Here is a 20166-nt window from a genome sequence, read left to right as displayed (position 1 = left end):
AACCCCTCTCCCACCGGGAGAGGAGGATGGTGAGGGCTGGCGGGCACGCGGCTCGCCCCCTCATCCGGCCCTGCGGGCCACCTTCTCCCGCGGGGAGAAGGGAAAGGCATGCGCTGCCTGAAGCCTCGGCAATCCCTGCAGGAGCAGGCTCTGCCTGCGACCGAGGCAGGCACGAAACCTCGAACCGGCACCAAACCAACCCCATCTCCCACCGAGAAAGGAGGATGGCAAGGCCTGGCGGGCACGCGGCTTGGCCCCTCATCCGGCCCTGCGGGCCACCTTCTGCCGAGAGGAGAAGGGAAAGCCCCGTCGCCACGCCCGAGGAAGCCGCTGCAACGCGCGCGATCATCTGGTAGAAAGGCCGCCCGCTGGAAGATAGCCATGCGCCAGTTTGGGCTACGCTCGACGCAAGCGCACCAAAGCAAGGCAATGCCAGCGGGCCGTCGGCCGGCGCGGGCCGCCCCGGATTCCCGATGAACCGGGCGCCGGACGAATCCTGACTAACTGGCCAGCTTTTTGCTTTGTCTGGCCCACCGAGAATTCACCGGATACCCACCATGTCCGAGCTTCAACACCCGCCACGCCTGCTGCTGCGCGGCATCACCAAGCAATACCCCGGCACCCTGGCCAACGACCGCGTGTCGCTGAGCATCCGCGCCGGCGAGATCCACGCCCTGCTGGGCGAGAACGGCGCCGGCAAGAGCACCCTGATGAAGATCATCTACGGCGTCACCCAGCCCGACGCCGGCGAGATCCTCTGGGAAGGCCAGCCGGTGGTCATGCGCGACCCGGCGCAGGCGCGCGAGCGCGGCATCGGCATGGTGTTCCAGCACTTCTCGCTGTTCGAGACGCTCAGCGTGGCCGAGAACATCGCCCTGGCCATGGGCGCTGCGGCCGGCACGCCGAAGCAGCTGGAGCCGAAGATCCGCGAGGTCTCGCAGCGCTACGGCATGCCGCTGGAGCCGCAGCGGCTGGTGCACAGCCTGTCGATCGGCGAACGCCAGCGGGTGGAGATCGTGCGCTGCCTGATGCAGGACATCCGCCTGCTGATCCTCGACGAGCCGACCTCGGTGCTCACCCCGCAGGAGGCCGACGACCTGTTCGTGGTGCTGCGCCGGCTGGCCGCCGAGGGTTGCAGCATCCTGTTCATCAGCCACAAGCTGGGCGAAGTGCGCGCGCTCTGCGAGAGCGCCACCGTGCTGCGCGGCGGCCGCGTGTCCGGTGACTGCGTGCCGGCCGAATGCTCCGACCTCGATCTGGCGCGGCTGATGGTCGGCGATGCCGAAGGGCTCGAGGCGGAATACCCGAAGGCCGAGGGCGGTACGCCCTTCCTGCGGGTCGAGGGACTGTCCTGGCACAACGCCGATCCGTTCGGCGTGTCGCTCGAAGAGATCGCCCTGGACGTGCGCGCCGGCGAGATCGTCGGCATCGCCGGGGTCGCCGGCAACGGCCAGGACGAACTGCTCGCCCTGCTCAGCGGCGAACAGCGCCTGGCCCGCGACCAGGGCGCGCGCATCCGCTTCCTCGAGGCCCCGATGGCACACCTGCGTCCGGATGCGCGGCGTCGCCAGGGCATGGCCTTCGTCCCCGCCGAGCGGCTCGGCCACGGCGCGGTGCCGGACATGAGCCTGGCCGACAACGGCCTGCTCACCGCCTTCCAGCAGGGCGGGCTGATCGGCGGCGGGCTGATCCGCCACGGCCGCGTCGAGGCCTTCGCCCGGCGCATCATCGAGCGCTTCGCGGTGAAGACGCCGGGCACCCATACGCCGGCGCGCAGCCTGTCCGGCGGCAACCTGCAGAAATTCATCCTCGGCCGGGAAATCCTCCAGCAGCCGAAACTGCTGATTGCCGCGCACCCGACCTGGGGCGTGGACGTCGGCGCCGCGGCGGCGATCCACCGTGCGCTCATCGAGCTGCGTGACGCCGGCGCCGCCATCCTGGTGATCTCCGAGGACCTGGAAGAGCTGTTCCAGATCAGCGACCGCATCGCCGCGCTGAGCCATGGCCGCCTATCGCCGCTGCGCGCCACCGCCGCCACCAGCGCCACCGACGTCGGGCGCTGGATGGCCGGCCAGTTCGATCAACCCACGCCCACCGCCGCCTGAGAGCCTTCGCCATGCTGTTATCCCTCGAACCGCGCGGCCAGCAGTCGCGCCCGATGCTCTGGCTCTCGCCGCTGCTCGCCGCGCTGCTGACGCTGATCAGCGGCGCGCTGCTGTTCGCCGCGCTGGGCCACCCGCCGCTGGAAACCCTGCGCGTGCTGCTGATCGACCCGATCAGCGACCTGTACGGCATCTCCGAACTGCTGGTCAAGGCGCTGCCGATCCTGCTCTGCGCGCTGGGCCTGGCGGTGGTCTACAACGCCCGCATCTGGAACATCGGCGCCGAAGGCCAACTGCTGATGGGCGCGCTGGCCGGCAGTGCGCTGGCGGTGCACATCATCGACTGGGACTCGCGCTGGGCGCTGGTCATGACGCTGGCCGTCGGCACCCTCGGCGGCGCCGCCTGGGCCGGGCTCTGCGCCTGGCTGCGCACGCAGTTCAACGCCAACGAGATCCTCACCAGCATCATGCTCAACTACATCGCGTTGAACCTGCTGCTGTTCGCCGTGCACGGCCCGCTGAAGGACCCGGAGGGCTTCAACTTCCCCGAGTCGGCGATGTTCGGCGATGCCACCCGCCTGCCGCAGCTGTTCGAGGACCTGCGCGTGCACGCCGGCTTCTACTTCGCGCTGCTGGCGCTGGTGGTGGTCTGGGTGCTGCTGCAGAAGAGCTTCCTCGGCTTCCAGGTCAAGGTGCTCGGGCTGGACAAGCGCGCCGCCGGCTTCGTCGGCTTCCGCGAGAAAAAGCTGGTATGGATCGCCCTGCTGATCAGCGGCGCGCTGGCCGGGCTGGCCGGCGTCGCCGAGGTCACCGGGCCGATCGGCCAGCTGGTGCCGCAGGTCTCGCCGGGCTACGGCTACGCGGCGATCACCGTAGCCTTCCTCGGCCGGCTCAACCCGATCGGCATCGTCTTCGCCAGCCTGCTGATGGCGCTGCTCTACCTCGGCGGCGAGAACGCGCAGATGGCCGCCAACCTGCCGCAGTCGATCACCCAGCTGTTCCAGGGGATGGTGCTGTTCTTCCTGCTGGCGTGCGATGTGCTCATTCACTATCGACCGCGGCTGAAAGCCGCGGGAAGGCTGAAGGCCAAAGGCTGGACGAAGGAGGCCGCGGCATGACCCGGACCCCGCACCGTCCCCTGACCGCTTTTCCGTCCAGCCTCCAGCCTCAAGCCTCCAGCGGCTTCCGGGAGTAACCATGGATATCGACCTGCTCACCAACATTTTCTACGCCATGGTCCGCACCGGTACGCCGCTGCTGCTGGTGGCCCTCGGCGAACTGGTCTGCGAGAAGACCGGCGTGCTCAACCTCGGCCAGGAGGGGATGATGCTGTTCGGCGCGGTGGCCGGCTTCATCGCCGCCTTCGCCACCGGCAACCTCTGGCTCGGGGTTATCTTCGCCTGTCTCGGCGGCATGCTGCTGTCGCAGCTGTTCGCCCTGGTGGCGCTGGGTTTCAACGCCAACCAGGTGGCCACCGGCCTGGCGCTGACGATCTTCGGCGTCGGCCTGTCGTCCTTCATCGGTGCCGGCTGGGTCGGCAAGCCGCTGACCGGCTTCGAGCCGGTGGCCATCCCGCTGCTCAGCGAGATCCCGCTGATCGGCCGCATGCTGTTCGCCCAGGACCTGCTGGTGTACCTGTCGTTCGCGCTCTTCGCCCTGGTCGCCTGGGTGCTGCTCAGGAGCCGCGTCGGGCTGATCATCCAGGCGGTCGGCGAGAACCCCAACGCCGCCAGCGCCATGGGCCTGCCGGTGCTGCGCGCGCGCGCGCTGGCGGTGCTGTTCGGCGGCGCCATGGCCGGGCTGGCCGGCGGCTACCTGTCGCTGGCCTACACGCCGATGTGGGCCGAGAACATGACCGCCGGGCGCGGCTGGATCGCCCTGGCGCTGGTGGTGTTCGCCAGCTGGCGCGTCGGCCGCGTGCTGCTCGGCGCCTACCTGTTCGGCCTGGCCAGCATCCTGCACCTGGTGGCCCAGGGCATCGGCCTGTCGATCCCCGGCAACCTGCTGGCGATGCTGCCCTACGTGGCGACCATCGCGGTGCTGGTGCTGCTCTCGCGCGACGCCATCCGCACCCGGCTCTACGCGCCGGTGTCGCTGGGGCAGCCGTGGAAGGCGGGGCACTGACAGCCCCGCTGAAAAGAACGGTCGCAGGCAGAGCCTGCTCCTACGCCCGCCCCCCTGTAGGAGCAGGCTCTGCCTGCGACCCGCTCCCAAGCGTGCACTGACCGGGCCCCATCATCACCCCGATCGATGAGCACCTTCGCCCTCCGCGATTCGCCTATGCTCCTGTGCCGGTCCAGACTTCCACCACCACCGCCAAGGAGAACACACATGAGCCAATCCGTTCTGATCATCGGCGCCTCCCGGGGCCTCGGCCTGGGGCTGGCGCAGGCGTTCGCCGCGCAGGGCTGGGAGGTCACCGCCACCGTGCGCGACCCGCGGCGCGCCGAGGCGCTGCAAGGCGCCGGGCAGGTCGCCGTAGAAACCCTGGACATGACCGATGACGCCAGCGTCGACGCCCTGGCCGCGCGCCTGGAGGGGCGGTGCTTCGACGTGCTGTTCGTCAACGCGGGGATTTCCGCCCCGCAGGTGGACGCAGTGAGCGAGACCTCGCGCGAACGGGTGGGCGAGCTGTTCTTCACCAACGCCGTGGCGCCGGTCCGGCTGGCCGAGCGCCTGCTGCCGAACGTCAAGCCCGAGGGCGTGCTCGCCTTCATGAGTTCGATCATGGGCAGCCTGGAGACCGGTACCGGCATGGGCAAGCCGCTCTACAGCGCCAGCAAGGCGGCGCTCAACCACCTGGTGCGCAGCTTCGCCAAGGCCCTGCCGGACGGCGGCCCGACCATACTCCTGATGCACCCGGGCTGGGTCCGTACCGACATGGGTGGCGACCAGGCGCCGCTGGACGTCGAGACCAGCTGCCGCGGCATGCTCCAGCAGGTGATCCAGGCCGCCGGCCAGGGCGGGCACCGGTACCTGGACTACCAGGGCAATGCGCTACCCTGGTAGGCGGCCTGCTGCTGTAGGAGCGAGCTTGCTCGCGAATATCCGGCTTCGTGCGGCCTCCTTCGCGAGCAAGCTCGCTCCTACGTGTCGAACGGGCGCCTGCCTCCAGTCGACAACCCCGCCCTCAGTCGCTATCTTCCCTCCCCGCGCGCCCGACGAGGCGCCCCTGGATCAGCAGACAGGGCATAACTGAGCTGGCTTTCCCATCGTCATCAGGAGAAGCCGGCCATGCCCGCGACCCGTCTGTGGATCAAGAACCCCCTCGCCCTGTTCACCGCCAACGACCTGCACGCCCCCGGCGGGCTGGTGGTGGAGAACGGCGTCATCGCCGAGCTGCTCGATGCCGGCCAGGCGCCCGCACGGCCGGTCGACCAGACCTTCGACGCCCGCGAGCACGTGGTGCTGCCGGGGCTGATCAACACCCATCACCACTTCTACCAGACCCTCACCCGCGCCTGGGCGCCGGTGGTGAACCAGCCGCTGTTCCCCTGGCTGAAGACGCTCTACCCGGTGTGGGCGCGACTGACGCCGGAGAAGCTGGAAGTCGCCAGCAAGGTGGCCCTGGCCGAGCTGCTGCTGTCCGGCTGCACCACCGCGGCGGACCACCACTACCTGTTCCCCGGCGGCCTGGAGAATGCCATCGACGTGCAGGTGCAGGCGGTGCGCGAACTCGGCATGCGCGCCCTGCTCACGCGCGGTTCGATGAGCCTGGGCGAGGCCGACGGCGGCCTGCCGCCGCAGCAGACGGTGCAGGAGGCCGAGACCATCCTCGCCGACAGCGAGCGGCTGATCGGCCTGTACCACGAGCGGGGCGACGGCGCGCAGGTGCAGATCGCCCTGGCGCCCTGCTCGCCCTTCTCGGTCACCCCTGAGATCATGCGCGCCAGCGCCGAGCTGGCCGAAGCGCACGACGTGCGCCTGCACACCCACCTGGCCGAGACGCTGGATGAGGAAGCCTTCTGCCTCGAGCGCTTCGGCCTGCGCACCGTGGACTACCTCGACAGCGTCGGCTGGCTCGGCCCGCGCACCTGGCTGGCCCACGGCATCCACTTCAACGCCGAGGAAATCGCCCGCCTCGGCGCGGCCGGCACCGGTATCTGTCATTGCCCGAGCAGCAACATGCGCCTGGCCTCGGGCATCTGCCCGACCGTGGAACTGGAGGAAGCCGGCGCGCCACTCGGCCTCGGCGTCGACGGCTCGGCCTCCAACGACGGCTCGAACATGATTCTCGAGGCGCGCCAGGCGCTCTACCTGCAACGGCTGCGCTACGGCGCCGAGCGCATCACCCCGGCGCGCGCGCTGGGCTGGGCGACCCGCGGCTCGGCGCGCCTGCTCGGGCGCGACGACATCGGCGAGCTGGCGGTCGGCAAGCAGGCCGACCTGGCGCTCTTCAGGCTCGACGAGCTGCGCTTCTCGGGCAGCCACGACCCGTTGTCGGCGCTGCTGCTGTGCGGCGCCGATCGCGCCGACCGGGTGATGATCGGCGGCCGCTGGCGGGTGATCGACGGGCAGGTGGAAGGGCTCGACCTGCCGGGGCTGATCGCCGAGCATCGCGAAGCGGCACGGACGCTGATCGCCGGGTGAACTCAGCCCCGCCGGGCGAGCTCGGCAGCCAGTTGTCGCAAGGCCTCGCCCGGCCCGCCGGTGACCAGGGTCGCCGGCACGCCGAGCATCAGGTTCAGCGGCAGGTCGAAGGCCTCGAGCTGCAGGCCGTCGCAGTCCAGGCCCGGCTCGCCGCACAGGTGCGGGAGCTGGCGGGCGAGGCGTTCGGCGTAGCTGCCCTCGCCGTCCAGGTAGCCCACCACCGGCTTGCCGCGCGCCACCGCGTAGCCGACCTCGAAGCAGGTGCCGCTGTCCGGCTCGCCGCCGCGGAAGAAGTTGAGGTCGGCCAGCACCGCGTCGGCCTGCTCCAGCAGTTCCAGGTTGGCGCGGTAGATCCAGGCGGCCTGCTCGCGGGCGGTAGTGATGTGCGCCGGCACCTGCTTGTCCAGCGGGTACAGGCCGGTGAAGCCGAATTCGGCGCAGAGCGCCTTGAGCCGCTCGCCGTGTTCGAGGGCGTCCGGCCGGAACACCCCGGGGCCGGCGAGGTAAATGCGTGCGTCCATGGTCTCCCGTCGGGTCGCGGTTCGCCGCGGCCGTCACAGGCCGATCAGCGAAAGCATGATGAAGGTGGCGAACAGCACGAAGTGGGTCATGCCCTCGATCGCGTTGGTCTGGCCGTCGTTCAGGTTGATGGCGGCGACGATCAGGGTGATGAAGATCATCACCGTCTGCACCGGGGTCATAGCCATCTGGAACGGCTGGCCACTATACAGCGCCAGCGCCTCCATGACCGGCACGGTGAGGATCACCGTCGACAGCGAGGCGCCCAGCGCGATGTTGACCACCGACTGCATGCGGTTGGCCAGCGCCGCGCGCAAGGCGGTGAGGATCTCCGGGCTGGCCGAGATCGCCGCCACCAGCAGCGCGGCCACCACCGGCGGCGCGCCGCTGCCCTCCAGGCCGACGTTCAGCGCCTGCGACATCACCTCGGCCAGCGCGCCGATGATCACCACGCCGGCGCACAGCATGACGATCGAGCGACCGCGACTGCCCGGCGCATGCTCGGCTTGCGGCTGGCCCTTGCGCCGGCGCTTCTCCGGATAGCTGTAGCTGAAGAAGTAGCTGTGCGCGCCGACCTGCATGCGCAGGAACAGCCCGTACAGCAACAGCATCGCGCCGATGGTGAACACCGAGTACAGCCGCCAGTCCTCGCGCGGGATGAACTCGGGCACCACCATGGACACGCCCATGGCGGTGAGGATCATCACGCTGTAGGTGCGCGCGGAATCGTCGTTGTAGGCCTGCTCGCCGTGGCGCAGGCCGCCCATCAGCGCGGCGAGCCCGAGGATGCCGTTGAGGTCGAGCATCACTGCCGCGTAGATGGTGTCGCGCACCAGCGTCGGCGACGGGTGGTGAGTGATCATGATGCCCAGGATGACCACCTCGACCAGCACCGCGGACAGCGTGAGGATCATCGTCCCGTAGGGATCGCCGACCTTTTCCGCGAGGATTTCGGCATGATGCGCGACCCGCACCGAGGCCAGCACGATCATCAGCACGAGCACGGCGACGCCGCTCAGTGCGATCATGCGCCCGCCGTGCAGCAGGCTGCCCTCGAGCGCGTAGGCGACGACGGCGGCCAGCAGGGCCAGGAGCAGGAACCACTCTTCTTTCAATGCCGCCGGCATGACCAATCCCCCGTGAAGCCTACTGTTCGGATGCACCAAGCTGTGGCAGAAATCCCGCCCGCCGCACCTCGCCGGATCAATGGCATGCCGCGGCCCGCACCTGCCCGGCAGGCGCCATCGCGGCCGGCCGGTATCTGTCCAGTTGGTCAGTTTTTTGCAGATCCAGCAGCAGCCTCACGGCGGACACGCAAAAGAACACGAAACCAGGAGCAACACCCATGCAGAGCAACACGAGGAAATCCCTCCTTCGCGGTCTCGCCGCGGCGATCGGATTCAGCACCGCACTCACCGCTGCCGCGGCCGATCCGCTGAAGATCGGCTTCGTCTACGTCGGCCCGATCGGCGATCACGGCTGGACCTACCAGCACGAGATGGGCCGCCAGTACGTGGAAAAGGAACTGGGCGACCAGGTCGAGACCACCTTCGTCGAGAACGTCGCCGAGGGCGCCGACGCCGAGCGCGTGATCCGCAACATGGCCAAGGGCGGCTACGACCTGATCTTCACCACGTCCTTCGGTTACATGAACCCGACGGTCAAAGTGGCCAAGCAGTTCCCCAAGGTGACGTTCGAGCACGCCACCGGTTACAAGCAGGACAAGAACCTCGGCACCTACCTGTCGCGCTCCTATGAGGGCCGCTACGTCGGTGGCTTCCTGGCGGCGAAGATGACCAAGACCAAGAAGGTCGGCTACATCGCCTCCTTCCCGATCCCGGAAGTCATCCGCGACATCAACTCCATCCAGCTGGCGCTGGACAAGTACAACCCCGGCACCGAGATCAAGGTGGTGTGGGTCAACTCCTGGTTCGACCCGGGCAAGGAAGCCGACGCCGCCAACGCGCTGATCGACCAGGGCGTCGACGTGGTGTTCCAGCACACCGACAGCCCGGCGCCGATCCAGGCCGCCGAGCGCCGCGGCGTCTACTCGGTCGGCTACGCTTCGGACATGGCCCACTTCGGCCCGAAGGCGGTACTGACCTCGATCGTCAACGACTGGGGCCCGCACTACGCCAAGTCGGCCAAGGCCGTGATCGACGGCACCTGGCAGCCGCAGGATTTCTGGGGCGGCCTGGCCGAGGACACCATCAGCCTGCCGATCAGCGACCTGGTACCGGCCGACGTGAAGGCCGAGGCGGAGCAGATCATCGCCAGCATCAGGAGCGGCGAGTTCCACCCCTTCACCGGCCCGATCAAGGACCAGTCCGGCACCGTGCGCATCGCCGAAGGCGCCACCGCGAGCAACGCCGAGCTGGCCTCGATGAACTACTACGTGCAGGGCATCAACGCCGAGCTGCCGAAGTAACCCGAGAAGCCGCTGGAGGCTCGAGGCTGGACGAGGCACTCTTTCGTCCAGCCTTTCAGCCTCCAGCCCGGTATCGAACAGCACATGCACGAGTCTGCAAAATGACGACCCTTCCCATCATCGACATCGCCCCGCTCTACGCCGACGACGAACACGGCCGGCGCGAGGTGGCACGGCAGATCGACGCGGCCTGCCGCGACTGGGGCTTCTTCTACATCCGCAACCATCCGATCGGCGCCGAGCGCATCCGCCAGCTGAAGGAGGCCGCGGAGCACTTCTTCGGTCTGCCCGCTGAGCAGAAGCTGAAGATCGACATCACCCAGAGCAGGCACCACCGCGGCTATGGCGCCGTCGCCACCGAGCAGCTCGATCCGAGCAAGCCGAGCGATCTGAAGGAAACCTTCGACATGGGCTTCCACATGCCGGCCGATCACCCCGACGTGCTTGCCGGCAAGCCGCTGCGCGGGCCGAACCGGCATCCCGACCTGCCCGGCTGGGAGGCGCTGATGCAGCAGCACTACCAGGACATGCACGCGCTGGCCTGCACCCTGCTGCGCGCCGTGGCCGAGGCGCTGGGCGTCGAGCAGGACTTCTTCGACAAGCGCTTCGTCGAGCCCATCAGCGTGTTCCGCATGATCCACTACCCGCCGCGCAGCACCGCCTCCAGGGTCGACCAGCAGGGCGCCGGCGCGCACACCGACTACGGCTGCGTCACCCTGCTCTACCAGGACCAGGCCGGCGGGCTGCAGGTGCAGAACGTACGCGGCGAATGGATCGACGCGCCGCCGATCGAGGGCACCTACGTAGTCAACATCGGCGACATGATGGCGCGCTGGAGCAACGACCGTTACAAGTCCACGCCGCACCGGGTGATCAGCCCGCTGGGCGTCGACCGCTACTCGATGCCGTTCTTCGCCGAGCCGAATCCCGACACCGTCATCAGCTGCCTGCCCGGCTGCCAGGGCCCGGACAACCCGCCCAGGTACCCGGAAACCACCTGCAGCGCCTACATGCTGTCGCGCTTCGCCGAGACCTACGCCTATCGGCGCGAGGCCTCGCCGGCCACGGCCTGAGCCAAACTGGAATTTGCCCGGTCTCGCCACGGCGGGAGCAATCGCATGGAAAACAGGCGCCACGGAAGGCGCTCGCCCGACAACTTGACTTTTCAGTCAATTTTTATTGACCCAAAAGTCAGGTACGACTAGATTGCTTTCCCAGCTGCCGAGAACAAGAACATCCGGAGGTGTCTCTCTTGATCCAGTTTCTACTCAATCGAGAACTGCGTACCGAGCAGTCGCTCGACCCCAACGTCACGGTGCTCAACTACCTGCGCGAGCACCTGGGCAAGACCGGCACCAAGGAGGGCTGCGCCTCCGGCGACTGCGGTGCCTGCACCGTGGTGGTCGGCGAACTCACCGGACCGGCGGGCGCCGAACGCATCCGCTACCGTACCCTGAACAGCTGCCTGACCTTCGTCTCGTCGCTGCACGGCAAGCAGCTGATCACCGTCGAGGATCTCAAGCACGATGCCCAACTGCATCAGGTGCAGCAGGCGATGGTCGACTGCCACGGCTCGCAGTGCGGCTTCTGCACCCCCGGATTCGTCATGAGCCTGTTCGCCCTGCAGAAGAATGCGGCGGGCGCGGACAAGGCCCAGGCGCACGAGGCGCTGGCCGGCAACCTGTGCCGCTGCACCGGCTACCGGCCGATCCTCGAGGCCGCCGAGCAGTCCTGCTGCGCAAAGCGGCCGGACCAGTTCGACGCCGCCGAGGCCGATACCATTGCCCGGCTCAAGGCCATCGCCCCTCGCCAGATGGCCGAGCTCAACAGCGGCGACAAGCGCTGCCTGCTGCCCCTCACCGTGGCCGACCTGGCCGACCTCTACGCCGCCACCCCGGACGCCCGCCTGCTCGCCGGCGGCACCGACCTGGCGCTGGAAGTCACCCAGTTCCACCGCGAGCTGCCGGTGATGATCTACGTCGGCCACGTCGAGGAGATGAAGCAGGTGGTGGTCACCGAGGATGCCATCGAGATCGGCGCCGCCACCGCGCTGACCGACTGCCATGCCGCGCTCGCCGCCGACTACCCGGACTTCGGCGAGCTGCTGCAGCGCTTCGCCTCGCTGCAGATCCGCAACCAGGGCACGCTCGGCGGCAACATCGGCAACGCCTCGCCCATCGGCGACTCGCCGCCGCTACTGATCGCCCTCGGCGCGCAGATCGTGCTGCGCCAGGGCAAGGCCACGCGCACGCTGGCGCTGGAAGACTATTTCATCGACTACAAGGTCACCGCGCGCCAGGAAGGCGAATTCATCGAGAAGATCATCGTGCCGCGGCCGCGCGGCAACCAGGCGTTCCGCGCCTACAAGGTGTCCAAGCGACTGGACGACGACATCTCCGCCGTCTGCGCCGCGTTCAACCTGGTGGTGGAGGATGGCACCGTGCAGAGCGCGCGCATCGCCTTCGGCGGCATGGCCGCGATTCCCAAGCGCGCGGCCGCCTGCGAGCAGGCGCTGCTCGGCGCCGCCTGGTACCCCGGCGTGGTGGAGGAAGCCTGCGAGGCGCTGGCCCGCGACTTCACCCCGCTGACCGACTTCCGCGCCAGCCGCGAATACCGCCTGCTGACCGCCCAGAACCTGCTGCGCAAGTGCTTCCTCGAACTGCAAGCGCCGGCCTACGAGACGAGGGTTACCGCGTATGTCTAACCACGCCACCGTCAAGACCCAGGAAGAGATCGCCGCCCTGTTCAAACAGGAGCTGGTCACCGGCGTGGGCAGGAGCGTGAGGCACGACAGCGCGCCCAAGCACGTCAGCGGCGAGGCGGTCTACGTCGACGACCGCCTGGAGTTCCCCAACCAGCTGCACGTCTACGCCCGCACCAGCGACCGCGCCCATGCGCGCATCCTGAAGATCGACACCTCGCCCTGCTACGCCATTCCCGGCGTGGCCATCGCCATCACCAGCCGCGACGTGCCCGGCCAGCTGGACATCGGCCCGGTCGCCCCGGGCGATCCGCTGCTCGCCGACGGCAAGGTCGAGTACGTCGGCCAGCCGGTGGTCGCGGTCGCCGCGGACAGCCTGGAGACCGCGCGCCAGGCGGCCATGGCGGCGATCATCGAGTACGAGGACCTGGAACCGGTGCTCGACGTGGTCGAGGCCCTGCGCAAGAAGCATTTCGTGCTCGACAGCCACACCCATCAGCGCGGCGACGCCGAGGCGGCGCTGGCCGCCGCGCCGCGCCGACTGAGCGGCACGCTGCACATCGGCGGCCAGGAGCACTTCTACCTGGAGACGCAGGTCTCCTCGGTGATGCCCACCGAGGACGGCGGCATGATCGTCTACACCTCGACGCAGAACCCCACCGAGGTACAGAAGCTGGTGGCCGAGGTGCTCGGCGTGCCGATGAACCGGATCGTCATCGACATGCGCCGCATGGGCGGCGGCTTCGGCGGCAAGGAAACCCAGGCCGCCGGCCCGGCCTGCCTGTGCGCGGTGATCGCGCGGCTGACCGGCCGTCCGACCAAGATGCGCCTGCCGCGCATGGAAGACATGACCATGACCGGCAAGCGCCACCCCTTCTACGTCGAGTACGAAGTCGGCTTCGACGATGACGGCCGCCTGCACGGCATCCGCATGGACCTGGCCGGCAACTGCGGCTACTCGCCGGACCTTTCCGGCTCCATCGTCGACCGCGCCATGTTCCACGCCGACAACGCCTACTACCTCGGCGACGCGCTGATCCACGGCCACCGCTGCAAGACCCACACCGCCTCCAACACCGCCTACCGTGGCTTCGGCGGTCCGCAGGGGATGGTCGCCATCGAGGAGGTCATGGACGCCATCGCCCGCGAACTCGGCAAGGACCCGCTGGAGGTGCGCAAGGCCAACTACTACGGCAAGGACGAGCGCAACGTCACGCACTACTACCAGACCGTCGAGCACAACATGCTCGAGGAAATGACCGCCGAGCTGGAGGCCAGCGCCGAGTACGCCAAACGCCGCGCCGAAATCCGCGCGTTCAACGAGCAGAACCCCGTGCTGAAGAAGGGCCTGGCGCTGACCCCGGTGAAGTTCGGCATCAGCTTCACCGCCAGCTTCCTCAACCAGGCCGGCGCGCTGATCCACGTCTACACCGATGGCAGCATCCACCTGAACCACGGCGGCACCGAGATGGGCCAGGGCCTGAACACCAAGGTCGCGCAGGTGGTGGCCGAGGTGTTCCAGGTCGATATCGAGCGCATCCAGATCACCGCGACCAACACCGACAAGGTGCCCAACACCTCGCCGACCGCGGCCTCCAGCGGCGCCGACCTGAACGGCAAGGCGGCGCAGAACGCCGCGCAGACCATCAAGCAGCGGCTGATCGAATTCGCCGCGCGGCACTGGAACGTCACGCCCGAGGACGTGGAATTCAGGAACGGCCAGGTGCGCATCCGTGACCAGTACGTCGCCTTCGAGACGCTGATCCAGCAGGCCTACTTCGGCCAGGTCTCGCTGTCGGCCACCGGCTTCTACCGCACGCCGAAGATCTACTACGACCGCGACAAGGCGCGCGGCCGGCCGTTCTACTACTACGCCTACGGCGTGGCCTGCGCGGAAGTGATCGTCGACACCCTGACCGGCGAGTACCGCATGCTGCGCAGCGACATCCTGCATGACGTCGGCGCCTCGCTGAACCCGGCCATCGACATCGGCCAGGTCGAGGGCGGCTTCGTCCAGGGCCTGGGCTGGCTGACCATGGAAGAGCTGGTGTGGAACGACAAGGGCAAGCTGATGACCAGCGGCCCGGCCAGCTACAAGATCCCGGCGGTGGCCGACATGCCGCTGGACCTGCGGGTCAGGCTGGTGGAGAACCGCAAGAACCCCGAGGACACGGTATTCCACTCCAAGGCCGTGGGCGAGCCGCCGTTCATGCTCGGCATCTCGGTCTGGTGCGCGATCAAGGATGCGGTGGCCAGCCTGGCCGACTACCGGGTCCAGCCGCAGATCGACGCGCCGGCCACGCCCGAGCGGGTGCTCTGGGGCGTGGAGCAAATGCGAAAACTGAAGCGGACCGCTGCTGCCGTCACGGCAACGGAAACCACACCGGCCTGATCTCAATGGTGGGCTGAAGCCCACCCTACGAGTGACCGGCCCGTAGGGTGGGCTTCAGCCCACCAGATCCGCCGCCGCCACCGATGACACGAACGATCGCATGCCCACCGGGCATCGGAGAACGACAGATGATCACATGGATCGACGCCCTGGCCGAACTGCAGCAGCAGGGCGAACCCTGCGTTCTGGTCACCATCGTTGAGGAGCGTGGCTCCACCCCGCGCAACGCCGGTTCGAAGATGGTGGTCAGCCGCGCCCGGCTGTACGACACCATCGGCGGCGGCCATCTGGAATACAGGGTCCAGCAGATCGCCCGCGAGATGCTGGAAAGCCGCACCCGCGAGACCCGCCTGGAGCGCTTCTCGCTGGGCGCCAGCCTCGGCCAGTGCTGCGGCGGCGCCGCGGTGGTACTGCTCGAGCCGATGGGCCAGCCGCAGGCGCGCATCGCCGTGTTCGGCGCCGGCCACGTCGGCCGCGCGCTGGTGCCGCTGCTCGCCGGCCTGCCCTGCCAGGTGCGCTGGATCGATTCGCGCGAGGACGAGTTCCCCGGGCAGATCCCGCGCGGCGTGCAGAAGGTGGTCAGCGAGGAAGTGGTCGACGAGGTGGCGAGCATGCCGCCGGGCAGCTACTTCATCGTCATGACCCACAACCACCCGCTGGACCTGGAACTCACCGCGGCGATCTTGGCGCGCGACGACTTCACCTACTTCGGCCTGATCGGCTCGAAGACCAAGCGCGTCAAGTTCGAGCACCGCCTGCGCGACCGCGGCTTCCAGCCCGAAGCCCTGCAGCGCATGCGCTGCCCGATGGGCCTGCCGGACGTGAAGGGCAAGCTGCCGGTGGAGATCGCCGTGTCCATCGCCGGCGAGATCATCGCCACCTACAACGCCGACTTCGGCGAAAAGCACCAGGGCGGCGCCGGCGTCACCCAGCTGCTGCCGGCCTCGCGCCGCAGCTGAGCGAACATCGCCCCGAGGTCGGGCCTCCCACAGGGTCCCTTGCCGCCTTGTGGGAGGCGCGCCCTCGCGGCGACGGCGGGCCATCGGCCCGCCCCCAAGCCAGACAAAAACCTGACGAGAACCATCATGTCCCAACGCAAAGCCTACCGTGCCGCCCTGCTCCACTGCCTGGCCGACCCCCGCGAGGTCGGCGTCGAGGCGTCCTACGAATATTTCGAGGACGGCGTGCTGGTGGTCGAGGACGGCACCATCGCCGAGATCGGCGCGGCCGAGCAGTTGCTGCCGCGCCTGGCCGGCGTCGAGGTGCAGCACTACCCGGACGCGCTGATCACCCCCGGCTTCATCGATACCCATATCCATTACCCGCAGGTGGGCGTGATCGGTTCCTACGGAACCCAGCTGCTCGACTGGCTGGAGACCTACACCTTCCCCAACGAAGGCCGCTTCAGCGACATGGCGCACGCCCGCGAGCAGGCCGAGCTGTTCCTCGGCGAGCTGCTGCGCAACGGCACCACCACCGCGCTGGTGTTCGGCACGGTGCACAAGCAGTCGGTGGATGCCTTCTTCGAGGCTTGCGAGAAGCGCAACCTGCGGATGATCGCCGGCAAGGTGCTGATGGATCGCCACGCGCCGGAGTTTCTCACCGACACCGCCGAGTCCGGCTATGCCGACAGCCGCGAGCTGATCGAGCGCTGGCACGGCAAGGGCCGCCTGCATTATGCCGTCACGCCGCGTTTCGCCCCGACCAGCACGCCCGAACAGCTCACCCTGGCCGGCAAGCTGTTCGCCGAATTTCCCGACCTCTACATGCACACCCACATCTCCGAGAACAGGCAGGAGGTCGAATGGGTCAAGGAACTGTTCCCCGAGCGCAAGGGCTACCTGGACGTCTACGACCACCACGGCCTGATCGGCCCGCGCTCGGTGTTTGCCCACGGCATCCACCTGTGCGATGACGAATGCAAGCGCCTCGGCGAGACCGGGTCGGCGGTGTCGTTCTGCCCCACCTCCAACCTGTTCCTCGGCAGCGGCCTGTTCGACCTGGCCAAGGTGGAAGGCTTCGGCGTGCGCGTGGGGCTGGGCACGGACGTGGGCGGCGGCACCAGCTTCTCGCAGCTCGTGAGCCTGAACGAGGCGTACAAGGTGCTGCAGCTGCAGGGTCAGAAGCTCGATGCATTCAAGGCGCTCTACCTCGCCACCCTGGGCGGCGCGCGCGCGCTGTACCTGGACGACCGCATCGGCAACCTGCAGCCGGGCAAGGACGCCGACTTCGTGGTCCTGGACTACAAGGCCACGCCGCTGATCGAGTACCGCCTGGGCCAGGCGAAAACCCTGCAGGAAAAACTCTTCGCCCTGATGATCCTCGGCGACGACCGCGCCGTACGGGAAACCTTCGCCGCCGGATGCAGCGTGCACCGGCGCTGAGGCACTGGGGCGCTCCGCGTAGGGTGGGCCGGGCGGCGTTCCGCTTCAGCCCACCACGGCGCTCCGGTGCAGGCCTGCGTCGGTGGGCTGAAGCCCACCCTACGGACCTGCGCGCAACCCAACCTAGGGTGCCACCGCGCTGCTCCGTCGTACCGGCGAGGGCGACCGCGCCGTACGGGAAACCTTCGCCGCCGGACGCAGCGTGCACCGGCGAAGGTGAATTGGTGTCCGACCTCGCGTAGGGTGGGCCGGGCGGCGTTCCGCTTCAGCCCACCAGGTCGCTCCGGTGCAGGCCCGTGTTGGTGGGCTGAAGCCCACCCTACCGGCTACGGGCCACCGTCCTACCCATCGTACCGGCGAAGGCCGGTACCCAGAGGGGCGGTGCCAGGGTCATGGATGCAGGCGCGGCCTGTCAGGCCGACACAGGCGCCTCAGGCATCGCCCGCCACAGGCGCCCTCAGCCTTTGCGGCCGGCGGGGCGGAGCTTCTTCTTGCCCTGCAGCAGGTGCGAGAACACCGCGTGCAGGTCGTCCGAGGCGCTGTCTTCCTCGAAGTTGAGCTTGCTGTCGATGTGGTCCATGTGGTGCATCATCAGGCGCACGGCCTTCTCCGCGTCCCTGGCCTCGAGCGCGTCGATCAGTTCGTTGTGCTCGTCGTAGGAACAGTGCGTGCGGCTGCCGCCCTCGTACTGGGCGATGATCAGCGAGGTCTGCGACACCAGGCTGCGCTGGAAGCTCACCAGCGGGGCGTTCTTCGCCGCCTCGGCGAGCTTGAGGTGGAATTCGCCGGACAGCCGGATGCCGGCGCCGCGGTCGCCGCGGGCGAAGCAGTCGCGCTCGTCGGTGACCATCTGCCGCAGCTGGGCCAGCTGCTCGGCGGTGGCGTGCTCCACCGCCAGCTCGGTGATGGCGCGCTCGACCAGGCGGCGCGCGTAGAAGATCTGCCGGGCCTCGTCGACGCTCGGGCTGGCGACCACCGCCCCGCGGTTCGGGCGCAGCAGCACCACGCCTTCGTGGGCGAGGCGCGACAGCGCCCGGCGGATGATCGTCCGGCTGACCCCGAAGATCTCGCCCAGGGCTTCCTCGCTGAGCTTGGTGCCGGGCGCGAGGCGCTGCTCGAGAATGGCGTCGAAGATGTGCGCGTAGACGATGTCGTCCTGGGTCCCGGTCCGACCCTTGGCCGCGCGGGATGGCTTCTTGAGAGGCTGCAGCTGTTCGTTCATGGGTTCGGTTCGCGACTGTCGGCCCGGCGAACTTTACTGCCTCAGCAGCTCGCCGGGCAGCCTTTGCGGCGAAAAATATCGAAAGTATGAGCTTTTTTCGTACACAAAAAATCGCACCAACTTCGCTCACTCCCCTGCTTCAACTCCCAACTTCCACACCATCGCCTGCACCCTCTGGTCCGCAGCCCTGGCATGCATGGCCTCGAATGTCGCGTCAGTACTGGCCAACGACGGACGAAAGGGCCGAGAACGCGCTTGCATTTCTTGTATACAAAACCATAATCGCCACTAGCCTTTCTGACCTCTCGGTCAAGTTAAATCCGAAACGGAAGGTGCGGCGCAACGTCACCCCCTACCCTCGAGAGCGCGCGCTCTGGGTGATCGACAACAAGAACGATGAGGAACCCCTTGTGGACACAACCAAGCAGGAACAGCAGGCGTCCGGCCTGCATACCGCTCGTAGCGGCTGGCTCGACCGACTCTTCAAGCTCCGCGCACATGGCACCAGCGTCCGTACCGAGCTTCTCGCCGGCCTGACGACCTTCGTCACCATGGCCTACATCATCTTCGTCAACCCGAACATCATGGCCGATGCCGGCGTCGATCACGGCGCGGCCTTCGTCGCCACCTGTATCGGCGCCGCGCTGGGCTGTCTGCTGATGGGCCTGTACGCCAACTGGCCGGTGGGCCTGGCGCCGGGCATGGGGCTGAACGCCTTCTTCACCTACACGGTGGTCGGCGAGATGGGCTACAGCTGGCAGATCGCGCTGGGCGCGGTGTTCCTCTCCGGCGTGCTGTTCACCCTGATGAGCCTGTCGCGCATCCGCGAATGGCTGCTCAACAGCATCCCCATGAGCCTGCGCTTCGCCATGGGCGCCGGGGTGGGCCTGTTCCTCGGCCTGATCGGGCTGAAGACCGCCGGCATCGTGGTCGACAGCCCGGCGACGCTGATCACCATGGGCTCGTTCCAGGAGCCCACCGCGCTGCTCGCCGCCATCTGCTTCCTGCTGATCGCGGTGCTCAGCCACCGCAAGGTGTTCGGCGCCATCCTGCTGTCGATGCTGGCGGTCACCGGCATCGGCTGGGCCATGGGGCTGGTGGAGTACAACGGCCTGGTGTCGATGCCGCCGAGCCTGGCGCCGACCTGGCTGGCGATGGACATCGCCGGGGCCTTCAACGTGGCGATGGTCAGCGTTATCCTCGCCTTCCTGTTCGTCAACATGTTCGACACCGCCGGCACCCTGATGGGCGTCGCCCATCGCGCCCAGCTGGTGGACGAGGACGGCCGCATCCAGGGCCTGTCGCGCGCGCTCAAGGCCGACAGCACCTCCAGCGTGGTGGGCGCCTTCGTCGGCTGCCCGCCGGTGACCAGCTACGTCGAGAGCGCCTCGGGCGTCGCCGCCGGCGGCCGCACCGGCCTCACCGCGGTGACCGTCGGCGTGCTGTTCATGGTGGCGATGTTCTTCGCCCCGCTGGCCGGCATGATTCCCGCCTATGCCACCGCCGGCGCGCTGATCTACGTCGCCATGCTGATGATGAGCGGCATGGCGCACATCGACTGGAAGGACCACACCGACACCATCCCGGCCATCGTGACCGTGGTGATGATGCCGCTGACGTTCTCCATCGCCAATGGCATCGCCCTGGGCTTTCTCACCTACGCCACGCTGAAGCTGCTCACCGGCCAGCGCGACAAGGTGTCGATCAGCCTGTACGTGTTGTGTGTCATATTCATCGCCAAGTTCGCCTTCCTCTGAGGCTCGCCCGCCGGCCTGGCCGGTGGGCTTCGACTGGCGGATCAACCGGCCCCACCCCCGCGGTGGGGCCT

The 20166-nt window shown here is 68.2% G+C and carries 15 protein-coding genes; 12 read left to right on the top strand and 3 right to left on the bottom strand.

Annotation, left to right across the window (positions count from 1 at the left end; genetic code table 11):
• Window positions 1–557: 557 nt before the first annotated feature.
• From H610_RS0111270 to H610_RS0111250, 5 genes are all read left to right on the top strand, one after another.
• A complete protein-coding gene (locus H610_RS0111270) occupies window positions 558–2105 on the top strand; it encodes an ABC transporter ATP-binding protein (RefSeq protein ID WP_028239765.1) in 1548 nt (515 codons plus the stop codon).
• A gap of 11 nt (window positions 2106–2116) precedes the next feature.
• A complete protein-coding gene (locus tag H610_RS0111265) occupies window positions 2117–3220 on the top strand; it encodes an ABC transporter permease (protein ID WP_028239764.1) in 1104 nt (367 codons plus the stop codon).
• Window positions 3221–3299: 79 nt separating this feature from the next.
• Window positions 3300–4226, top strand: coding sequence for an ABC transporter permease (locus H610_RS0111260; protein ID WP_028239763.1), 927 nt, complete (start codon window positions 3300–3302; stop codon window positions 4224–4226).
• 207 nt (window positions 4227–4433) lie between these two features.
• Complete coding sequence (locus H610_RS0111255; protein ID WP_028239762.1) at window positions 4434–5111, top strand: SDR family oxidoreductase; 678 nt, start codon at window positions 4434–4436, stop codon at window positions 5109–5111.
• Window positions 5112–5336: 225 nt separating this feature from the next.
• On the top strand, window positions 5337–6692 hold the full coding sequence (locus H610_RS0111250) for an 8-oxoguanine deaminase (RefSeq protein WP_028239761.1): 1356 nt from the start codon (window positions 5337–5339) through the stop codon (window positions 6690–6692).
• 2 nt (window positions 6693–6694) lie between these two features.
• On the opposite strand, the gene H610_RS0111245 is transcribed toward H610_RS0111250, so the two are convergent.
• Window positions 6695–7213: a nucleoside 2-deoxyribosyltransferase gene (locus H610_RS0111245; RefSeq protein ID WP_028239760.1), complete on the bottom strand. Its 519-nt coding sequence runs from the start codon at window positions 7211–7213 to the stop codon at window positions 6695–6697.
• 33 nt (window positions 7214–7246) lie between these two features.
• Complete coding sequence (locus H610_RS0111240) at window positions 7247–8338, bottom strand: calcium:proton antiporter (protein ID WP_028239759.1); 1092 nt, start codon at window positions 8336–8338, stop codon at window positions 7247–7249.
• 218 nt (window positions 8339–8556) lie between these two features.
• Here H610_RS0111240 and H610_RS0111230 point away from each other — a divergent pair, with 218 nt between their 5' ends.
• The 6 genes from H610_RS0111230 to guaD all read left to right on the top strand — a co-directional run bounded on the left by H610_RS0111230 (window position 8557) and on the right by guaD (window position 17116).
• A complete protein-coding gene (locus H610_RS0111230) occupies window positions 8557–9639 on the top strand; it encodes a BMP family ABC transporter substrate-binding protein (protein WP_028239758.1) in 1083 nt (360 codons plus the stop codon).
• A gap of 101 nt (window positions 9640–9740) precedes the next feature.
• The gene (locus H610_RS0111225) at window positions 9741–10712 is read left to right on the top strand and encodes a 2-oxoglutarate and iron-dependent oxygenase domain-containing protein (RefSeq protein WP_028239757.1); all 972 of its coding nucleotides are present in this window, start codon (window positions 9741–9743) and stop codon (window positions 10710–10712) included.
• A 179-nt stretch (window positions 10713–10891) separates the two neighbouring features.
• A complete protein-coding gene (gene xdhA, locus H610_RS0111220) occupies window positions 10892–12343 on the top strand; it encodes a xanthine dehydrogenase small subunit (RefSeq protein WP_028239756.1) in 1452 nt (483 codons plus the stop codon).
• Window positions 12336–14732: a xanthine dehydrogenase molybdopterin binding subunit gene (gene xdhB / locus H610_RS0111215; RefSeq protein ID WP_028239755.1), complete on the top strand. Its 2397-nt coding sequence runs from the start codon at window positions 12336–12338 to the stop codon at window positions 14730–14732. Before xdhA ends, xdhB begins: the two co-directional genes overlap by 8 nt.
• A 131-nt stretch (window positions 14733–14863) precedes the next feature.
• The gene (gene xdhC / locus H610_RS0111210; RefSeq protein ID WP_028239754.1) at window positions 14864–15691 is read left to right on the top strand and encodes a xanthine dehydrogenase accessory protein XdhC; all 828 of its coding nucleotides are present in this window, start codon (window positions 14864–14866) and stop codon (window positions 15689–15691) included.
• 126 nt (window positions 15692–15817) lie between these two features.
• Entirely contained in the window at window positions 15818–17116 is a 1299-nt protein-coding gene (gene guaD / locus H610_RS0111205; protein ID WP_028239753.1) for a guanine deaminase, read from the top strand.
• Window positions 17117–17573: 457 nt separating this feature from the next.
• Here the strand turns inward: guaD and H610_RS0111200 are convergent, their stop codons facing one another.
• Window positions 17574–18338: a GntR family transcriptional regulator gene (locus H610_RS0111200; protein ID WP_028239752.1), complete on the bottom strand. Its 765-nt coding sequence runs from the start codon at window positions 18336–18338 to the stop codon at window positions 17574–17576.
• 410 nt (window positions 18339–18748) lie between these two features.
• Between H610_RS0111200 and H610_RS0111195 the strand changes: the two genes are divergently transcribed.
• The gene (locus H610_RS0111195) at window positions 18749–20095 is read left to right on the top strand and encodes an NCS2 family permease (protein WP_028239751.1); all 1347 of its coding nucleotides are present in this window, start codon (window positions 18749–18751) and stop codon (window positions 20093–20095) included.
• Window positions 20096–20166 lie beyond the last annotated feature (71 nt).

It is taken from the genome of Stutzerimonas azotifigens DSM 17556 (assembly GCF_000425625.1).
GTDB classification, from domain to species: Bacteria; Pseudomonadota; Gammaproteobacteria; order Pseudomonadales; family Pseudomonadaceae; genus Stutzerimonas; species Stutzerimonas azotifigens.
Note: the sequence above shows the minus strand (reverse complement) of the source record. Positions and strands in the feature narration are given on the sequence as shown.

Bases quoted from the DNA above. Each gene is read 5' to 3' on its own strand.
- H610_RS0111225 (WP_028239757.1), top strand. From the start codon at position 9,741: ATGACGACCCTTCCCATCATCGACATCGCCCCGCTCTACGCCGACGAC.
- H610_RS0111245 (WP_028239760.1), bottom strand. From the start codon at position 7,213: ATGGACGCACGCATTTACCTCGCCGGCCCCGGGGTGTTCCGGCCGGAC.
- xdhB (WP_028239755.1), top strand. From the start codon at position 12,336: ATGTCTAACCACGCCACCGTCAAGACCCAGGAAGAGATCGCCGCCCTG.
- H610_RS0111240 (WP_028239759.1), bottom strand. From the start codon at position 8,338: ATGCCGGCGGCATTGAAAGAAGAGTGGTTCCTGCTCCTGGCCCTGCTG.
- H610_RS0111250 (WP_028239761.1), top strand. From the start codon at position 5,337: ATGCCCGCGACCCGTCTGTGGATCAAGAACCCCCTCGCCCTGTTCACC.
- H610_RS0111260 (WP_028239763.1), top strand. From the start codon at position 3,300: ATGGATATCGACCTGCTCACCAACATTTTCTACGCCATGGTCCGCACC.
- H610_RS0111270 (WP_028239765.1), top strand. From the start codon at position 558: ATGTCCGAGCTTCAACACCCGCCACGCCTGCTGCTGCGCGGCATCACC.
- H610_RS0111200 (WP_028239752.1), bottom strand. From the start codon at position 18,338: ATGAACGAACAGCTGCAGCCTCTCAAGAAGCCATCCCGCGCGGCCAAG.
- H610_RS0111230 (WP_028239758.1), top strand. From the start codon at position 8,557: ATGCAGAGCAACACGAGGAAATCCCTCCTTCGCGGTCTCGCCGCGGCG.
- H610_RS0111255 (WP_028239762.1), top strand. From the start codon at position 4,434: ATGAGCCAATCCGTTCTGATCATCGGCGCCTCCCGGGGCCTCGGCCTG.
- H610_RS0111265 (WP_028239764.1), top strand. From the start codon at position 2,117: ATGCTGTTATCCCTCGAACCGCGCGGCCAGCAGTCGCGCCCGATGCTC.
- guaD (WP_028239753.1), top strand. From the start codon at position 15,818: ATGTCCCAACGCAAAGCCTACCGTGCCGCCCTGCTCCACTGCCTGGCC.